Consider the following 14,941-nt stretch of genomic DNA (forward strand, 5'->3'; position numbering starts at 1 on the left):
CACATTGCGGTGGCGAACCGCCAAACGCGAAAGCGCGGAAGTGTCAGATCGGCCCCGCACCCGCTTGAATCAAGACCGCAGCCGCCGGGCGCAAAACCCTGAAGGGACTCCGCTTTCCCGCCCGCCGGCCCGCCCGTTCAGACCCGCGCCAGGAAATCCAGCACCGCCTGTTTGTGGCTCTTGTCGCCGACGGCGAGATTGTGGTCGCGGCCTTCGATGTCGAACGCTTCGGCATTCGGGATCAACGCCGCAAGCTCCGGCCCGGAACCCGCGACATCGTCCTTCGTGCCGACGCTGACCAGGGTCGGCACCGCGATCTGCCCGACTTGTGCAGCGGTCAAGGTCTGGCGCGAGCCCCTGATGCAGGCGGCGAGCGCCCTGAGATCGCTCTTGGTCGCATCGGCAAAGGCGCGGAACATCCGCTGCATCGGGTCGGTCAGGACATCGAGCGAGGGCGCCTCCATGGCATCCGCAATGCCGAGCGGCAGGCCGACGCCCTCGACCAGATGGATGCCGAGCCCGCCGAGCAGCAGCGCCCGCAGGCGATCTGGATGCGCCAGCGCCAGATGCGCCGAGATCCGCGCGCCCATCGAATAGCCCATCACCGCGGCCTGCGAGATATCGAGATGGTCCATCAGGCAGCGCACATCCTCGGCCATGATCTGCGAGGAATAGGCGGCCGGCTCATAGAGCTTCTCGCTCTGGCCATGGCCGCGATTGTCGAGCGCGACGACACGGTATCCGGCATGGGTCAGCGTTTTCGTCCATTGGGTGTTGACCCAGTTGACCATATGGCTGGAGCCGAAGCCGTGGACGAGCATGACCGTCTCGCCGCGCGCAACCTCGCTTGTCGGCGCGAGGTCGATATAGGCGAGATTGACTCCGTCGGATGAGAAACTCTGCATGATCGCGATCGCTTGGGCCGTTGGCGTTGCCTTCTCCCTGCCATGCAGCCGCTGCTTTGGGTAGCGGCCCTGACGCCGCTTGCCTATGAAGATGGATATGAGCACTGCCGATATCAGCCCGACACAGACCGTCGCCCGACCGCGTTTCGCGTTCATCGATCTGGCGCGCGGCATCGCCCTACTGGCGATGTTCGTCTTCCACTTCACCTACGACCTCGCCTTTTTCGAGCTGATCGACGTCGACACCCCGGTCGAGCCGGGCTGGCACTGGTTCGCCCGCTCGATCGCCGCGAGCTTCCTGACGCTGGTCGGCGTCAGCCTGGTACTCGCGACCCGCAACGGGCTGAATCGCCAAGTCTATCTGAACCGTCACGCCTATCTCAAGCGCCTCGCCATGGTCGCGGGCGCGGCCGCGCTGGTGACGGTCGGCACCTGGTTCGCCATGCCCGACAGCTTCATCTTCTTCGGCATCCTGCATCAGGTCGCGCTGGCGAGCGTCATCGCCCTGCCCTTCCTATGGCTGCCGACGCTTGCCGTCGCGCTGGCCGCGCTCTTCGTCTTCGCCGTGCCGTATCTCGCCCATCCCGTCCTCGACCAGTCATGGCTGCTCTGGCTCGGACTGGCCCAGAAGATTCCACCCTCCGCCGATTTCGTGCCTGTTTTCCCCTGGTTCGGCTGGGTTCTGACCGGGATAGTGCTGGCGCGGCTGGCGCTGCCGCGTCTCGCGCACTCGCGCCTCGCCGGCTGGCAGCCGCGCGCCTTGCCCGCGCGGGTCGTGGCCTGGGGCGGCCGCAACAGCCTGCTGGTCTATCTCGTGCACCAGCCGCTCTTCATCGGGGCACTCATGCTGGCGATGCAGTTTGTGATCGCGCGACCCTTGGACGAAAAGCCCTTCATGCAGTCCTGCGAGCGTAGCTGCATGCAAGGAGCGCACGACGCCAGCGCCTGCCGGGCGCGCTGCGGCTGCACGGTCGACGCCATCAAGCGCGAAGATCTCTGGCGAAAAGTGCTCGAGAATGCGCTCAGCCCGGAGGAGCGCAGCCGCGTCTCGGCTCTCGCCGAGGTTTGCTTTCGCTGACCCCGCGACGCGGCAAGAATCGCCCTCAAGCATCGCCCTGAGGCAATCGCGCACTGGCGCGGGCAGGCGGCGCACGCTAGTTTGTGCCAGCATCACTGCAAGATATTCCATTCGCAGCACGACATCCCATTTGCAGAGCGACGATCATGGCCGAGACGGGCATTCCGCATTTCCACAATGATTCCGGCGTGGCCGTGATCCATGTCGGCGCGCATGAGTTCATGTGCATCGGCGCCAAGCCTCCCTTCGACCATCCCCATGTCTTCCTCGACATGGGCTCCGACCACGAGATCGTCTGCCCCTATTGTTCGACGCTGTTCAAATACGATCCGTCGCTGAAGGGCGGCGCCTGCACGCCGCCTGAATGCGCGCATCACGAGACCTCGCAGGCCGCATGACGATGAGCCGGATCCGCACGGTCACCGGCGCGGTTCTGTTGTTGGCGACGCTTCTCGCCGGCTGCCAGTCAGTGTCCCAGGAGACCGCGCCGCGCCTCGGCGGCAAGGCCGAGCCCTATGCCCGCAGTTGGGCCGAGCCAGGCTCGCCCCGCCCGGACCTGCCGCCCGATCGCGACGGCAGCAACAACAAGGACTGACGTTTCGGTCCGCCTACCAACACATCTTCAGCCGGATATGCCGTGCCAACTCCCCATATCCTGATCGCCGGCGCCGGAATCGGCGGTCTGACGGCCGCCATCGCGCTCGCCCGGCGCGGCATCGCGGTGACGCTGGCTGAGAAGCGCACCGGCTTCGGTGAGACCGGCGCCGGCCTGCAATTATCGCCCAATGCCGGGCGCGTGCTCGCGGCTCTCGATCTCGGCTTCGCGTTGAAGCGCGTCGGCGTCACGGTCGACAGGCTCGTCATCCGGCGCTGGCGGAACGGGGCCGAGATCGCAGGCATGCCGATGGCGGTCGCGCCGGCGGAAACGCCCTTTCGCGTGCTGAAGCGCTCCGATCTGCACATGCTGCTGCTCGACGCCGCCCGCCAGCTCCCCAATATCCGCCTCGTCGTCGGCCGGGGCCTGCAGGAGATCGCCCAGACCCAGGACAGCATCACTGCGACCCTGGTCAGCGATGCCGGGCAGATCGAGACCGTGCAGGCGCTCGGCGTAGTCGGCGCTGACGGGCTCTGGTCCCGGCTCAGAGAGCTCAGCGGCGACGCCGCGTCCCCCGCCTTCACCGGCTTCGAGGCTTGGCGCAGCCTTGTCCCGGCCGGCAGCGACAAGCCCGCAGCCGACATCACGCTCCATCTCGGTGCGGGCCGCCATGCCGTGCATTATCCCGTCGCAAACGGGCGCGAGATCAATCTCGTCATCATCCGGGAAGCCAAGGAGGCACGCGAAGGCTGGAGCCGCGACGGCGATGCCCGCCTGCTGACGAGCCATCTCGCTGGTGCCGCTCCCGATCTCCACCGCCTCGCCGGCGCGGCCGGCCCATGGCAGGTCTGGTCGCTGTTCGACAGACCGCCGGCCGCGATGGCGCAGGGCCGGATCGCGCTGCTCGGCGACGCCGCTCATCCCGTGCTGCCCTTCTTCGCCCAGGGCGCGGCGCTGGCGATCGAGGACGCGGCGGTGCTGGCGCATGAACTCGCGACGCATCTGGAGCGCGACGGCGCCTCCGGCGTGCCGGCTGCGATGGCGGCCTATGCCAAGGCACGCACCGAGCGCGTCGCCCGCGTCCAGGCGACCAGCCGCAGCAATGGCCGCGCCTACCATCTCGGCCGGCCTTGGAGTTTTGGCCGCGACCTGGTGATGCGGCGTCTCGGCCCCGACGGCATGCGCCGTCGCTACGACTGGCTCTATGACTGGCGCGCCCCGGTCTGAATTCGACTAGAGCCGGATCAACGCGAAAAACCGGTGCCCACTTTTTCGTATCCTGCTCTGCGACAGCCCAACTGCCCTCTCTGGGCAGCGACTGTCACTCGACGTCTTCGGGCTGGATGTCCTGGTAGCCGCTCAGCACCCGAACCAGCTCGATCCCATCGGCGAGCGGCCGGTAAAACAGCACATAGTTGCCGACAGGGAAGCTGCGAATATTCATCGCCAGTTCTGGCCGGTCGCGCCCGCAAAGGGGTGTTCACGGAGCATGACGATCGACTGCTCGATCCGCGCCAGCAACCGGTCGGCGGCAGCTTCGTTGTCGTCTGCGATGAAACGCCAGATCCCGATCAGGTCCCGGCGCGCGGCTGGAAGGCGTCGCGCCCTATTTGCCATTCGCGCGGCCGGCTTTTTCGCGCTGACGCTCCCTGCGGGCAGTCGCGAGAATGTCATCCATGTCGTGGTCTTCGCTTGGCCCGCTATCCAGGCCCTCGCGGACAAGCTGGCGCAACGCCTCCAGCTTGGCAGACCGCATCTGCTCGCGCTCTTCCATCAACCGCAGGCTGTCGCGCATCACCTCGCTGGCTGTGGAGTAGCGACCGCTTTCGACCATCTCCTTGATAAAGCTCTCATAATGGGAGCCAAGCGTATAGCTTGAAGCCATGTCCAGCCTCCTCGTTCATAGCGCTTTATATCACTTTATGATATCTCTCACAAAATTGAGAGTGAGCGAGAGGAGGTCAACGACTTTGCCGGAAGCTCCCGGTGGAACGGAATGATTCCAGCTTTCAGCATGAATTCGTCAGAGTCATCCGCTTCAAACGGGCGCACCGCTCTCGTCTTCGCCGCATTTCATCCCTATCTGTCATCCTCGATCCATTGGACGAGGGCCAGATGATCCGCGTCAATCTCCATGAACAGCTCGGCGGCCGCCCCCAGCGCGGTCCGCGTTGGATGACATGGCTTGCCATGGCGGCGAGCCTGGTTGTCGGCGTCACCCTGTTCCTGCTCGCAGCCAGCCTCGCGCTGATCCTGATTCCGGTCGTCATGATCGTCGGTGCGGTCGCCGCATGGCGCTTGCGCAGCCGGCTGAAGGCTGCCGGCTTCGGCCGGCCCGATCCCTTCGCCGCGCAGAGACGGCCGGCTGAGCGCGTCGATGTGATCGACGCCGAGTACCGCATCATCGAGCCCGGCGAGCCGCCGCGCCGCTAGAGCCGTTTCCGATCCAATTGGATCGTTCAACGGCTCCAGCTCTTTGTTTTAACGCGTTTTCTTCACGCGAACCGGCGACCACTTCGCTCGAAAACGCGCTGAAACGCGGTGCGAAGATCAGGCCGGAAGCCGCGTCAGCACCATGCCTGCCGCCGCGCAGGCCGCGAGCGTCGGGATCATCCCGGTCTTGAAGCGCAGCATCGCGACCATCGCGGCAGCCGAGAGCAGCGCCGCGCGCCAGTCAAGCGAGGCCAGCACGGGCCAGTCGGGGCTGGCGAACAGCAGCTCGACCCGGCGCACCTGCCTGAACAGGACATGCAGGCCGAACCAGAGCGCGAGGTTCATGATCACGCCGACGACCGCAGCCGTGATCGTGCTCAGCGCCGCCGACAGCGCCTTGTTGCCGCGCAGCGCCTCGACATAGGGCGCGCCCAGGAAGATCCAGAGGAAGCAGGGCGCGAAGGTGACCCAGAGCGTCAAGAACGCGCCTAGCCCGCCCGCGAGCAGCGGCGGCAGGCTGCCCGGCGCACGAAATCCTGCCAGGAAGCCGACGAATTGCAGCACCAGGATCAACGGACCGGGCGTCGTCTCGGCAAGGCCGAGCCCATCGACCATCTCGCCGGCGACGAGCCAGCCATAGGTCTCAACCGCGGCCTGCGCGACATAGGCCAGCACCGCATAGGCGCCGCCGAAGGTGACGACAGCCATGGTGCTGAAGAATGTCCCCAGATGCGTCCAGACGCTCGCGCTCCCCGTCATCAGCCAGAGCAGGCACACCGGCCCGAGCCAGAGCGGCAGCCAGACGGCCAGGACCCGCAGCGCCTTGCCCGCTGAAGGGCGCGCATGCGCCATCTCGCCGCGCGCGAACATCTGATCGACCAGCCCGACGACATCGGGCCCCGCCGCGCCATGCCCCGCGCCAGCTCCAAACAGATCGGGCCTGGCGCGATGGCCGAGCCAACCGATCAGACCGGCCGCCAGGATGATCAGCGGAAACGGTGTCTTGAACAGGAAGATCGCGATGAAGGCTGCGATCGCCACCGCCACCATGGCGCGGTTCTTCAGCGCCCGCCGGCTGATCCGCAAGCCCGCCTCGATGACCACGGCAAGCACCGCGGCCTTCACCCCGAAGAAGATCCCGTCGACGAGTGGAACCTGCCGGTAGAGCACATAGAGCGTGCTGAGCCCGAGCATCACCAGCGCGCCGGGGATGATGAACAGCAGGCCGGCGATGAGCCCGCCGAACGTGCGATGCATCAGCCAGCCGATATAGACGGCAAGCTGCTGCGCCTCCGGGCCCGGCAGGAGCATGCAGTAATTGAGCGCATGCAGGAAACGCTGCTCGCCGATCCAGCGCCGCTCCTCGACCAGCTCCTTATGCATCAGGGCGATCTGCCCGGCCGGCCCGCCGAATGACAGCAGCCCGATCTTCGCCCAGACGCGGGTGGCTTCCGCCAGCGTCGGCATGGCAGGCGTTGCTTCGACCGAAGCCGTTGTCGTCGCGATCGTCATCGCCGCGCCTCAGATCTTGGCCGAGCTTGCGGGCCAGTTATGGCTTTCCTCGCTCGCATCGCGGCACCAGCGATAGAACGCGTCATAAAGCAGCATGCCGGCCTCCAATTGCGCGAGATCATCCTTGAACATGCGCGACAGGCCCAGCGAGGCCGCGAGCAGCCCCGCCGCCTGCGGCGCGAGATCGAGCTCCGCCGTATCGGCCGCCCGCACGATCGTTGCCAGTCTGTCGAGCGGCGGGCTCGACAAGCCGAACTCCTCGATCATGACGTCGAAGCTGCAGCGCGCGCCACGATGGCTCCAGAACACGCCGTCGATATCGAAGGGCGTCGCGCCGAAACGATCGGCCACGTCTGCGACCTCCGACGGCGAGACGAACAGGAAGACCGCATCGCGATCGACGAAACGCCGGATCAGCCAGGGACAGGCGATGCGGTCGACCTTGGGCCGGGTCCGCGTCACCCAGACGGTATTGCCGGCGGCATTGCGCGGGGGGACCTTGGCCGGTGCCACCAGCATCCCGCCCGCGTCGCGCCAGGCCTCGAACCCGCCCGCGAGGTTTTCGGCCTCGACGCCCTCATGCCTCAGCCAGGCAGCAACGCCCTCGCTGAGCTTGAGACCACGCTGGCAGGAGACCACGACGCGCCGACCGGCATAGCCTCTGGCCCAGGCGGCCACATCGGTGTGGCTGCGCCGTTCGGAGGCTGGCAGCAAGCGTGGGTCGGCGTCGAAATCCTGTGGAATGCGAACGTCGATGAGCACCGGAGCGTCGGGCAGGCCGACGAGCCGGGACAATTGGGCAGTGCTGATCTCGATATTGGAAGACATGGCGTCCATCCTGAAGCAAGGAATCTGGACGCGAACCTTGGGCCGAAGCCTCACGGGGTCGTCGCGGTGAACCCCTTGGGGACTTTAGACCACGACGCCGCGATCGCCGTCAACGCCCGTCTCACTCGATCCGGCTGACCAGCACCTTGTCGATCCGGCGCCCGTCGAGATCGACCACCTCATAGCGCCAGTGGCCGCGATCAAACGATTCGCCGACATTGGGGAGATGGTTGAGCTCAGCCAGGATGAAGCCCGCCACGGTCTGGAAATCGGCATCGCGCGGGATGTGGATGCCGAGCTCATGCGAGAACTCGTCGACCTGCATCCAGCCGGCGACGAGAAAGGAGCCGTCGGCGCGCGTCACGATCGGCGGCTCGCTCTCCTCCTCCTCCTGGAAGGCGCCGATAATCGCCTCCAGCACGTCACCGGGCGTGATGATACCCTCGAAATGCCCGTACTCGTCGAAGACCAGCGCCATATGCACCTTGGAGGCGCGGATATCGCGCAGGATCCGCAGCGCATTGGCCGTGTCCATCACCACCGGCGCCTCGTCGACGAGCTGGCGCAGATCATGCGCCCCGCCGTCCGAGAGCAGATCGATCATATCCTTGACGATGACGACGCCGATGATCGAGTCGGGCTCGCCGTCCTGGACCGGCAGCCGCGAGCGGCGCGTCGCGCGCAACTGGGCCCGGATCTCGTCGACGCTGTCGGCGAGATCGATCACCTCGACCTCCCGGCGCGGCGTCATCAGCGCGCGCGCCGAACGGTCGGCGAGCCGCATCACGCCCGAGATCATCTCGCGCTCGTCGCGCTCCAGCACGCCGGCCGTCTCGGCCTCGGCGATGATGGTGCGGACCTCCTCCTCGGTGACCTTCTCCTCCGGCTCGCCCTTCTGGCCGAGCAGGCTCAGCACGGCGCGCCCCGAGAGATCGAGCAGGAAGACCAAGGGCGCGCCGATCTTGGAGAGGAACAGCATGGCGGGCGCGGCGCGCGCCGCGACGCGCTCGGGATCGCGCAAGGCGATCTGCTTGGGCACCAGTTCACCCAGGATCAGCGAGAGATAGGTGATCGCCACCACCACCGCACCGACGCCAAGTCCGTCCGAAGCCGTGCGCGACAGGCCTTGCTCCGCCAGCCAGTCGGCCAGCCGCGCGCCCAGGGTCGCGCCCGAGAAGGCGCCCGAGAGCACGCCCACAAGCGTGATGCCGATCTGGACGGTCGAGAGGAAGCGGCCCGGATTCTCGGTCAGGCGGATCGCGATCGCCGCGCCCTTATTGCCTTGATCGCTGAGAACCTTGAGCCTGGCGGGGCGGGATGAGACGACGGCCAATTCGGACATGGACAGAAGACCGTTGATCACGGTCAATGCCACGACGATCAATACCTCGGTTAACAAAACCAGCCCGCGCCATGCAAAGCCGCACTCGTCAGCGGCCTGCTTCAAAAGCCCTTATAGCGTATCGCGATTGCGTGGCGATGGGGCGCAGCAAAGATTCGCAAGGGCCGGTGATTTGCAAAACCCCGGTGATCGCAAGACCCGGTGATCGCATGGCCCAGTGATCGCATGGCCCGGTCGAAAGGCAGGACAGGCATGACGAGCAAGACAAGCGGACCGTGGCAGCCGGCCGCGAGCGAAACAACACGCAGTGAGCAGCGCCTCTTCGCGCCTGCCACGCAGCGCAACCGCGACGCGATCCTTGCCGTGCTGCGCGAGGTGCTGCCCGCGAACGGACTCGTGCTGGAGATCGCCAGCGGCTCGGGTGAGCATGCCCTGCATTTCGCCAGCGCCCTGCCGGGCCTCATCTTCCAGCCCAGCGACCCCTCGCGTGAGGCGTTGGAGAGCATCAAAGCCTGGACGCAAGGCGCGCAGAATATCCGCCCGCCCCTGTTGATCGACGCGGCGGCTCCGGCCTGGCCCGTCGTGCACGCCGACGCGATCCTCTGCATCAACATGATCCATATCGCGCCCTGGGCAGCGACGCAGGGCCTGATCCGCCAGGCCGGGCGCATCCTGAAAGCCGGCGCGGCGCTCTATCTCTACGGCCCCTACCGTCGCCCCGGCCGCACGCTCGAGCCCAGCAACGCCGCCTTCGACGCAAGCCTGCGCAGCCGCAACCCGGACTGGGGCCTGCGCGATCTCGATGAGGTCGCAGCATTGGCAAAAGAGGCGGGCTTCTCCGTGCCTGAGGTCATCGAGATGCCTGCGAATAATCTGAGCGTGATTTTCAGGAAGGAGGCGAGGCGCTGATCGTGACAGCACGAGTGCGAAACTCTGATTTCGACCGAGAAATCTCGCGCCGAAAGCCTCAGTTACTGGAGTCCGTGTGAAAGAGTGACAGGCGCCCCTGTGTGGATTGGGCGCTCTTGAATGTCAGCATATCGCAGAGGAAAAGCCCGAAATTTGCCGATAGCATAGTTGACCCTCAAGATGACTCAGTGGATCGATAGTCAGTCAAAAAAATTGGGGGAGAGAATGCCGAGCCATCCTTACATTTCAGGCGTCAACAACGTCACCCAAATGATCGGCTTCTTGCGGAAAAACTTTCCTGCGACTGTGTCGTCAGATACCGTTAAGAAGCTAGGGCTAGCCCCCAAGAATGAAAGCTACGTCATCAACGTCCTTCAACATCTCGGCCTGATTGACGAAGAGGGAAAGCGAACGGAAAAGGGCCACGGCGTCATGACGACGCACGACGAGGCCGAATTTGAAAAGGCGTTCAGCGATCTCACGCGCGCTGCTTATGCGGACTTATTTGACCTTCGCGGCGACGACGCATGGGCGATGGACCGAAATTCCCTAATCAGCTTCTTTCGAAGCGCGGACAAAACGAGTGACATTATTGGTCAGCGTCAGGCCGGGGTTTTCATGGCCTTGCGCGACCTGAGCGGCTACAAAAGCGAGAGTCAGCCAAACGGACCAAAACCAAAATCGGGTTCTTCTCCCCGAAGTAAAACCAAGGCGAAGCCGGTGCTCCAAGCCGCCTCGCCTAACGCGACTAGCGAATTGAAGCCGGCAATCGTCCCTTCTCGTGAGAAGGGCGAAATGGCGCTGACCGTGCGGATAGAAATCAACCTTCCGGCCGAGGGAACGCAGGCCACTTACGACGCCATATTCAAGAGCATCCGGGCCAACTTATTCCCATGACCGCCGCGCTTACCGCTTTCGAAAGGATCGCCCGAGGGGCGAAGAACTTTGGTCAGCAACCAGCCGCAGAGAAGGGAGCAATTCACCCGTTCGACGAGCGGAATATCCACACCGACCTCGCAGCCGTCTCGATCAAGCTCTTTGATGACGGGCACTACGCACAAGCCACATTTGAAGCATTCAAATTAATAGATAATCGTGTCAAAGTCATCTCTGGTCTTGAAGACATAGGCTTTAGCTTGATGATGAACGCTTTGAATGAAGCAGCGCCTCGAATTCGTCTCAACGACTTGGCGACACTCAGCGAAAAGGACGAACAAAAGGGCTTCCGCTATATCTTTGCAGGTGCCATGGCAGGAATTCGCAATCCTCGCGGGCACGATAATGTGGTCGATCCGATTGACGTGTGTCTTGACCACCTTTCGATTGCGTCCGTTCTGTTGCGGACCATAGAAGGTCGCAAGGCGCCCTAACCGCTACGGACTGACGGCGGCGGCTGGCTTCACGGAAAGAATGCAAGATTGGTGCGGACGGCGGGGATCGAACCCGCACAGCCTTTCGGGCCGAGAGATTTTAAGTCTCTTGCGTCTACCAGTTTCGCCACGTCCGCCTGCCCGCAGGGGTAGCGGGCGCGGGCTCCCGGCGCAAGCCGCTGCAAGCGCTTCGGCGCAAGCCGTTCCAAGCTCCTCCACGCAAGCCGTTCAATGCCGGCGGGCGGGCTTGTACCATTCGACGCCGTCGGGATCGACATAGAGGCCCGGCGCGACATTGGAGCCGATGCTCTTCTGCTCCATCGGCACGCGCACCGTGTCGTCACGGTCGCCACGTTTCACGTAAGGTCCTGCGGCTTGCGTCTGGTGGCCATGCCGGCTGCTGCGCGCCTCGGTCGGTCCGGACACGTTTTGCCGGCCCGCCACCTTGTCCTGCAGCTCCGTCACCGAACGCCCGGCGAAGACGATCCGCCCGGAACCCGCGACCACCGGCAAGGCCCGCAAGGCAGCGCCCTCGCCCGTCAGGCGCACGCCGCTGAAGCGCGGCACATAGGTCGCGCCACCGCGTCCGAGCGTATCCCAGCCGCCGGTCGCGACCAATTGTGCGCCGCAGCGCTTATGGACCTGCTCGCAGGACGCGCGCGAGGCATAGCGCGGCGCCTTTTGCTCGAATTCGGCGCGGGCATTGCGATAGGCGAACTCGCATTGCGCGGCGCTCAGCAGGCCGGCCTCGACGCATTCGTCGCGCCGCTCATAAACCGCATTCTTGCCCTGGATCACACTCTTGCCTTGCGCCGCGAGATCGGCCGGCGAACCCAGATAGAGCGCCGGCGCAAGCGCCGCGATGCGGATTGTGGAGAGGAGCGAGGATGCGGAAACCATGATCATGCGGCGCACCATAGCCAAGATTGTGGCTTCACAGCAGCGAACGGCGCGAGGCCGCGAGCTCGCGCGTCGCGCCATAGTCGATCTTGCCGTTGCCGAGCACCGGAATCGAGTTGGTCACCAGGATCGCGCGCGGCACCCATAATTCGGGAAAGCCCTGCGCCTTCGCCTCGTCTAGCAAGGCGCGCTTTTCGGCATCGGGCTTTTCGGTGACGAGGACGAGCTGCTCGCCCTTGCGCGCATCGGGCAGCGCCACCACGACATGGTTCTGCTCCGGCCATAGTCCCGCAACCATCGCTTCGACCGCAGCAAGCGAGACCATCTCGCCGCCGAGCTTGGCGAAGCGCTTGGCCCGGCCCTTGATCACCACGAAGCCGTCATCGATCGCGACGATATCGCCGGTGTCGTGCCAGCCGCCTTCCGGCGGCACGATCCTGCCCGGCTCCTCGGCGCTGAGATAGCCGGCCATGACATTCGGGCCCCGCACGCAAAGCTTGCCGCCCTCGGTGATGCCCTCGACCGGATCGAGCCTCGCCTCGATGCCCGGCAGCAAACGCCCGACGCTGCCCTCGCGCGTGGCGACGGGCGTGTTGCAGGCGAGCACGGGCGAGCATTCGGTGCAGCCATAGCCTTCCAGGATCGTGGTGCCGTAAGGCTCCCACATCCGGCGCGTCTCGGGCTTCACCCGCTCGGCCCCGGCGACGACATAGCGCACGCTCTTCAGGTCGTCGGGATCGGCAGCGCGCGCATAGCCTTGCAGGAACGTGTCGGTCGCGAACAGGAAGCTGCAGCCCATCTCGCCGATCAGCTTGGGGACCTGCTTGTAGTGCAGCGGGCTCGGATAGAGCACGACCTTCATGCCCTGCAGCAGCGGCATCAGGAGCCCCGCCGTCAGCCCGAAGGAATGGAAGGCCGGCAGCGGGTTCATGACGATGTCGCGCTCGGACAGGAAGCCGGCGGCGAGCTGGAAGATCTGGCGGGCGTTCGAGACCAGATTGGCATGGGAGAGCACGACGCCCTTCGGCCTACCCTCCGTGCCCGAGGTGAACAGCACCACCGCCGCATCGTCCGGCTTGGCCTCGTAAGCGCGATGCGCGAGCCCAGGCGCGAGGCTGAGCAGCGCACCATAGGCCTTGTCGAGGCTGGTGATCTGCTTGCGGACCTCCTCAAGATAGATCACCCGCCGGCCCTCGCCCAAGGCCGCGATCTCGTCGTCGAGCTTGGCCTGGTCGATGAAGCGGCGCGAGGTGATGATGGTCCTGAGCCCGGCCAGCTCGGCTGCCGCCCGCAGGTTTTTCACCCCGGCGGTGAAGTTCAGCAGCGCCGGCACGCGGCCGAAGGCGGAGAGTCCGAACAGCGTCACCGCCATGCCCTGCATATTGGGCAGCAGCAGGCCGACACGCTCACCCGCTTGCGTGACGCCGGCGAGCTTGCGCCCCAACACCAGCGCGCCCAGCACGAGCCGCCCGAAGCTGATCGGCTGGCGCTCGGGATCCTCCAGCGCCGTGCGGGCCCGGCCGTGGCGAGCGCTCGCCTGGATCAGCGCACGGAACAGCGTGATCCGCGCCGCGGGCGCGTCGAATTCCGTGGCGGCCATTTGCTGCTTCTCCCGGCTGGCTCGTCTTCTTGCTCTCAACCTAAAGCATCAGCCCGAAAAGTGGGAACCGGTTTTCGGGACAAGCCGATGCAAGATCAACGCACTGCAGCATCAGGCCGATTACGATCCGGTCTGATGCTGCAATGGGATGTGGCCGGGTTTCGATGGAGACGACGACGCTATCCGCCCTGCCCACAGTTCGGTCGCATTGGTTTCATCGAACGGCCAGACGAACGACAGACGCTGACCAGAATTGGCCGCTAGCATCGATTCGTTATCGGGAGATGACCTCTCCCGCTCCAGACCCTCATGGAAAGGAGAGATCATGCGTAAGCTGACGATAATCGCGATTTGCCTGCCGCTCGCCTTCGCCGCCAGCGGCACTGCCCGCGCCCAGCAGGATCCGCCCGCCCCGACTCGGCCGCAAGCTCCCGGCAACCAATCCGCTCCGGGCGTCAAGAGCGTCACCGTTCTCGACAAGGGCAATCTGTCGCCGGAGCTGCGGGCCCAGGTCAATGCGCTCGCCTCGCAGACCAGCCAGGATGAATTGCAGGAGCTGCGCCGGGCGATCGATGCGATGCCGATGGCCGCCTCGGCGCTGAAAGCCAAGGGCCTCAGCTCGGCGCAAGTGATCGCCGCCGCCATCGACGATGACGGTGAATTGACCCTGGTCGCCGAGGAACAGGTCTGATCGGGACCAGGTCTTGTGGGAACCAGGTCTTGTCGGACCATGGAACCGACCGACGATCGTGCGCCGCGCGCTCGTCAACTTTTCCCCCAAACGAAAGGACAGGATCATGAAGCTGACCGAAGCGCGCATCGACCACGCCCTGAACCAGTTGAACGCCCAAATCCCAAGCACCCAGGCCCTGCCGGAGAACCACCCGATCACGGACCAGCTCAGCGATGTGTTCGGCGACCATACCTTTTTCTTCGACGCTGGCGGGCTCACCATCATCGAGCCGGCAAAGCCCGACGAAGAAAGCGCCAGCCTGGGGCAAGTGATCAAGCTCGCCAGCTGGATCGACGACGCCCGGACCAAGCTCGCCCCGCACCCGCCGGAATACACTGCGGTCGTGGTCGAGCTCGACCGGGCGGCGTAATCTGGCTCGAGAGCTCGCGGCCTGAGCACGGAACCACGGGTCATTCCGGGGCTTCGCCCTCGGGTCCGACCTTTGGTCGGCCCAAGGATAAACTCCGCGAAGAGCCCGGGACCCAAAGCCGATGGAGCCCCGTCATGCTCGGGCTTGACCCACGACTGTCCGGTTCGCCGCGAGCGCCCGATCGAAAAGCTCCGTGCAATGAAGGTTTTCCAGCGGGCGGTGACGAATGAGACAGGCGCGGGGAACCCCTCTCCCGTGTGGGAGAGGGGCAGGGGTGAGGGCAGGCCAGACCACCAGATCGCGCAAGCGGCTCCGCATCGTCTCCTGCGCTTTCAGGATGAAGCCCGCGCTGCGGCGCGGTCGCTC

17 protein-coding genes, 1 tRNA gene and 1 pseudogene are annotated in these 14,941 nt (G+C 65.2%); 10 read left to right on the forward strand and 9 right to left on the reverse strand.

Going from position 1 to position 14,941, the window contains the following annotated elements:
- Positions 1-137: 137 nt before the first annotated feature.
- Complete coding sequence (locus tag BHK69_RS23580) at positions 138-905, reverse strand: alpha/beta fold hydrolase (protein ID WP_069693911.1); 768 nt, start codon at positions 903-905, stop codon at positions 138-140.
- 97 nt (positions 906-1,002) lie between these two features.
- On the opposite strand from BHK69_RS23580, the gene BHK69_RS23585 reads away from it, so the two are divergent.
- The 4 genes from BHK69_RS23585 (at position 1,003) to BHK69_RS23600 (ending at position 3,805) form a co-directional block, all read left to right on the forward strand.
- A complete protein-coding gene (locus BHK69_RS23585) occupies positions 1,003-1,983 on the forward strand; it encodes an acetyltransferase domain-containing protein (protein ID WP_069692226.1) in 981 nt (326 codons plus the stop codon).
- Positions 1,984-2,129: 146 nt separating this feature from the next.
- Positions 2,130-2,381: a zinc-finger domain-containing protein gene (locus tag BHK69_RS23590; protein WP_069692227.1), complete on the forward strand. Its 252-nt coding sequence runs from the start codon at positions 2,130-2,132 to the stop codon at positions 2,379-2,381.
- A complete protein-coding gene (locus BHK69_RS23595; protein WP_069692228.1) occupies positions 2,378-2,578 on the forward strand; it encodes a hypothetical protein in 201 nt (66 codons plus the stop codon). The genes BHK69_RS23590 and BHK69_RS23595 overlap by 4 nt, the downstream gene beginning before the upstream one ends.
- 42 nt (positions 2,579-2,620) lie before the next feature.
- Positions 2,621-3,805 (forward strand): FAD-dependent monooxygenase, encoded by a 1,185-nt coding sequence (locus BHK69_RS23600; protein ID WP_069692229.1) that lies wholly within the window; start codon positions 2,621-2,623, stop codon positions 3,803-3,805.
- Positions 3,806-3,899: 94 nt separating this feature from the next.
- Here the strand turns inward: BHK69_RS23600 and BHK69_RS33245 are convergent.
- Together BHK69_RS33245 and BHK69_RS23605 are read right to left on the reverse strand one after the other, a co-directional pair.
- Positions 3,900-4,252: pseudogene (locus BHK69_RS33245) on the reverse strand (type II toxin-antitoxin system RelE/ParE family toxin).
- Positions 4,185-4,463, reverse strand: coding sequence for a type II toxin-antitoxin system ParD family antitoxin (locus tag BHK69_RS23605; protein WP_069692230.1), 279 nt, complete (start codon positions 4,461-4,463; stop codon positions 4,185-4,187). Before BHK69_RS23605 ends, BHK69_RS33245 begins: the two are co-directional and overlap by 68 nt.
- 230 nt (positions 4,464-4,693) lie before the next feature.
- Here BHK69_RS23605 and BHK69_RS23610 point away from each other — a divergent pair, with 230 nt between their 5' ends.
- Positions 4,694-5,011, forward strand: a complete 318-nt coding sequence (locus tag BHK69_RS23610) for a hypothetical protein (protein WP_148663560.1) — start codon at positions 4,694-4,696, stop codon at positions 5,009-5,011.
- 117 nt (positions 5,012-5,128) lie between these two features.
- Here the strand turns inward: BHK69_RS23610 and chrA are convergent, their stop codons facing one another.
- From chrA to BHK69_RS23625, 3 genes are all read right to left on the reverse strand, one after another.
- Positions 5,129-6,523 (reverse strand): chromate efflux transporter, encoded by a 1,395-nt coding sequence (chrA, locus tag BHK69_RS23615; protein ID WP_069692232.1) that lies wholly within the window; start codon positions 6,521-6,523, stop codon positions 5,129-5,131.
- Between the two features lie 9 nt (positions 6,524-6,532).
- The gene (locus BHK69_RS23620) at positions 6,533-7,351 is read right to left on the reverse strand and encodes a chromate resistance protein ChrB domain-containing protein (protein WP_069692233.1); all 819 of its coding nucleotides are present in this window, start codon (positions 7,349-7,351) and stop codon (positions 6,533-6,535) included.
- Positions 7,352-7,472: 121 nt separating this feature from the next.
- Positions 7,473-8,735 carry a hemolysin family protein gene (locus BHK69_RS23625; RefSeq protein WP_069692234.1) on the reverse strand — a complete coding sequence of 421 codons (1,263 nt, stop codon included), beginning with the start codon at positions 8,733-8,735 and terminating at the stop codon, positions 7,473-7,475.
- A gap of 210 nt (positions 8,736-8,945) precedes the next feature.
- On the opposite strand from BHK69_RS23625, the gene BHK69_RS23630 reads away from it, so the two are divergent.
- From BHK69_RS23630 to BHK69_RS23640, 3 genes are all read left to right on the forward strand, one after another.
- Positions 8,946-9,602 (forward strand): DUF938 domain-containing protein, encoded by a 657-nt coding sequence (locus tag BHK69_RS23630; protein ID WP_069692235.1) that lies wholly within the window; start codon positions 8,946-8,948, stop codon positions 9,600-9,602.
- A 168-nt stretch (positions 9,603-9,770) separates the two neighbouring features.
- Positions 9,771-10,499, forward strand: coding sequence for a DUF5343 domain-containing protein (locus BHK69_RS23635; protein WP_244548299.1), 729 nt, complete (start codon positions 9,771-9,773; stop codon positions 10,497-10,499).
- Complete coding sequence (locus BHK69_RS23640; protein ID WP_069692236.1) at positions 10,496-10,972, forward strand: TIGR02391 family protein; 477 nt, start codon at positions 10,496-10,498, stop codon at positions 10,970-10,972. The genes BHK69_RS23635 and BHK69_RS23640 overlap by 4 nt, the downstream gene beginning before the upstream one ends.
- A 49-nt stretch (positions 10,973-11,021) precedes the next feature.
- On the opposite strand, the gene BHK69_RS23645 is transcribed toward BHK69_RS23640, so the two are convergent.
- The 3 genes from BHK69_RS23645 to BHK69_RS23655 all read right to left on the reverse strand — a co-directional run bounded on the left by BHK69_RS23645 (position 11,022) and on the right by BHK69_RS23655 (position 13,472).
- Positions 11,022-11,109, reverse strand: a tRNA-Leu gene (locus BHK69_RS23645).
- A gap of 91 nt (positions 11,110-11,200) precedes the next feature.
- Positions 11,201-11,878 carry a DUF1190 domain-containing protein gene (locus tag BHK69_RS23650; protein WP_158516263.1) on the reverse strand — a complete coding sequence of 226 codons (678 nt, stop codon included), beginning with the start codon at positions 11,876-11,878 and terminating at the stop codon, positions 11,201-11,203.
- 28 nt (positions 11,879-11,906) lie between these two features.
- Positions 11,907-13,472 (reverse strand): AMP-binding protein, encoded by a 1,566-nt coding sequence (locus BHK69_RS23655; protein ID WP_069692238.1) that lies wholly within the window; start codon positions 13,470-13,472, stop codon positions 11,907-11,909.
- 325 nt (positions 13,473-13,797) lie between these two features.
- Between BHK69_RS23655 and BHK69_RS23660 the strand changes: the two genes are divergently transcribed.
- A complete protein-coding gene (locus BHK69_RS23660) occupies positions 13,798-14,163 on the forward strand; it encodes a hypothetical protein (RefSeq protein ID WP_069692239.1) in 366 nt (121 codons plus the stop codon).
- A gap of 106 nt (positions 14,164-14,269) precedes the next feature.
- Complete coding sequence (locus tag BHK69_RS23665; protein ID WP_069692240.1) at positions 14,270-14,575, forward strand: hypothetical protein; 306 nt, start codon at positions 14,270-14,272, stop codon at positions 14,573-14,575.
- Positions 14,576-14,941 lie beyond the last annotated feature (366 nt).

Source organism: Bosea vaviloviae, assembly GCF_001741865.1.
Classification (GTDB): domain Bacteria; phylum Pseudomonadota; class Alphaproteobacteria; order Rhizobiales; family Beijerinckiaceae; genus Allobosea; species Allobosea vaviloviae.

Bases quoted from the DNA above. Each gene is read 5' to 3' on its own strand.
- BHK69_RS23630 (WP_069692235.1), top strand. From the start codon at position 8,946: ATGACGAGCAAGACAAGCGGACCGTGGCAGCCGGCCGCGAGCGAAACA.
- BHK69_RS23595 (WP_069692228.1), top strand. From the start codon at position 2,378: ATGACGATGAGCCGGATCCGCACGGTCACCGGCGCGGTTCTGTTGTTG.
- BHK69_RS23655 (WP_069692238.1), bottom strand. From the start codon at position 13,472: ATGGCCGCCACGGAATTCGACGCGCCCGCGGCGCGGATCACGCTGTTC.
- BHK69_RS23605 (WP_069692230.1), bottom strand. From the start codon at position 4,463: ATGGCTTCAAGCTATACGCTTGGCTCCCATTATGAGAGCTTTATCAAG.
- BHK69_RS23650 (WP_158516263.1), bottom strand. From the start codon at position 11,878: ATGATCATGGTTTCCGCATCCTCGCTCCTCTCCACAATCCGCATCGCG.
- BHK69_RS23640 (WP_069692236.1), top strand. From the start codon at position 10,496: ATGACCGCCGCGCTTACCGCTTTCGAAAGGATCGCCCGAGGGGCGAAG.
- BHK69_RS23610 (WP_148663560.1), top strand. From the start codon at position 4,694: ATGATCCGCGTCAATCTCCATGAACAGCTCGGCGGCCGCCCCCAGCGC.
- BHK69_RS23665 (WP_069692240.1), top strand. From the start codon at position 14,270: ATGAAGCTGACCGAAGCGCGCATCGACCACGCCCTGAACCAGTTGAAC.
- BHK69_RS23620 (WP_069692233.1), bottom strand. From the start codon at position 7,351: ATGTCTTCCAATATCGAGATCAGCACTGCCCAATTGTCCCGGCTCGTC.
- chrA (WP_069692232.1), bottom strand. From the start codon at position 6,523: ATGACGATCGCGACGACAACGGCTTCGGTCGAAGCAACGCCTGCCATG.
- BHK69_RS23590 (WP_069692227.1), top strand. From the start codon at position 2,130: ATGGCCGAGACGGGCATTCCGCATTTCCACAATGATTCCGGCGTGGCC.
- BHK69_RS23585 (WP_069692226.1), top strand. From the start codon at position 1,003: ATGAGCACTGCCGATATCAGCCCGACACAGACCGTCGCCCGACCGCGT.
- BHK69_RS23660 (WP_069692239.1), top strand. From the start codon at position 13,798: ATGCGTAAGCTGACGATAATCGCGATTTGCCTGCCGCTCGCCTTCGCC.
- BHK69_RS23580 (WP_069693911.1), bottom strand. From the start codon at position 905: ATGCAGAGTTTCTCATCCGACGGAGTCAATCTCGCCTATATCGACCTC.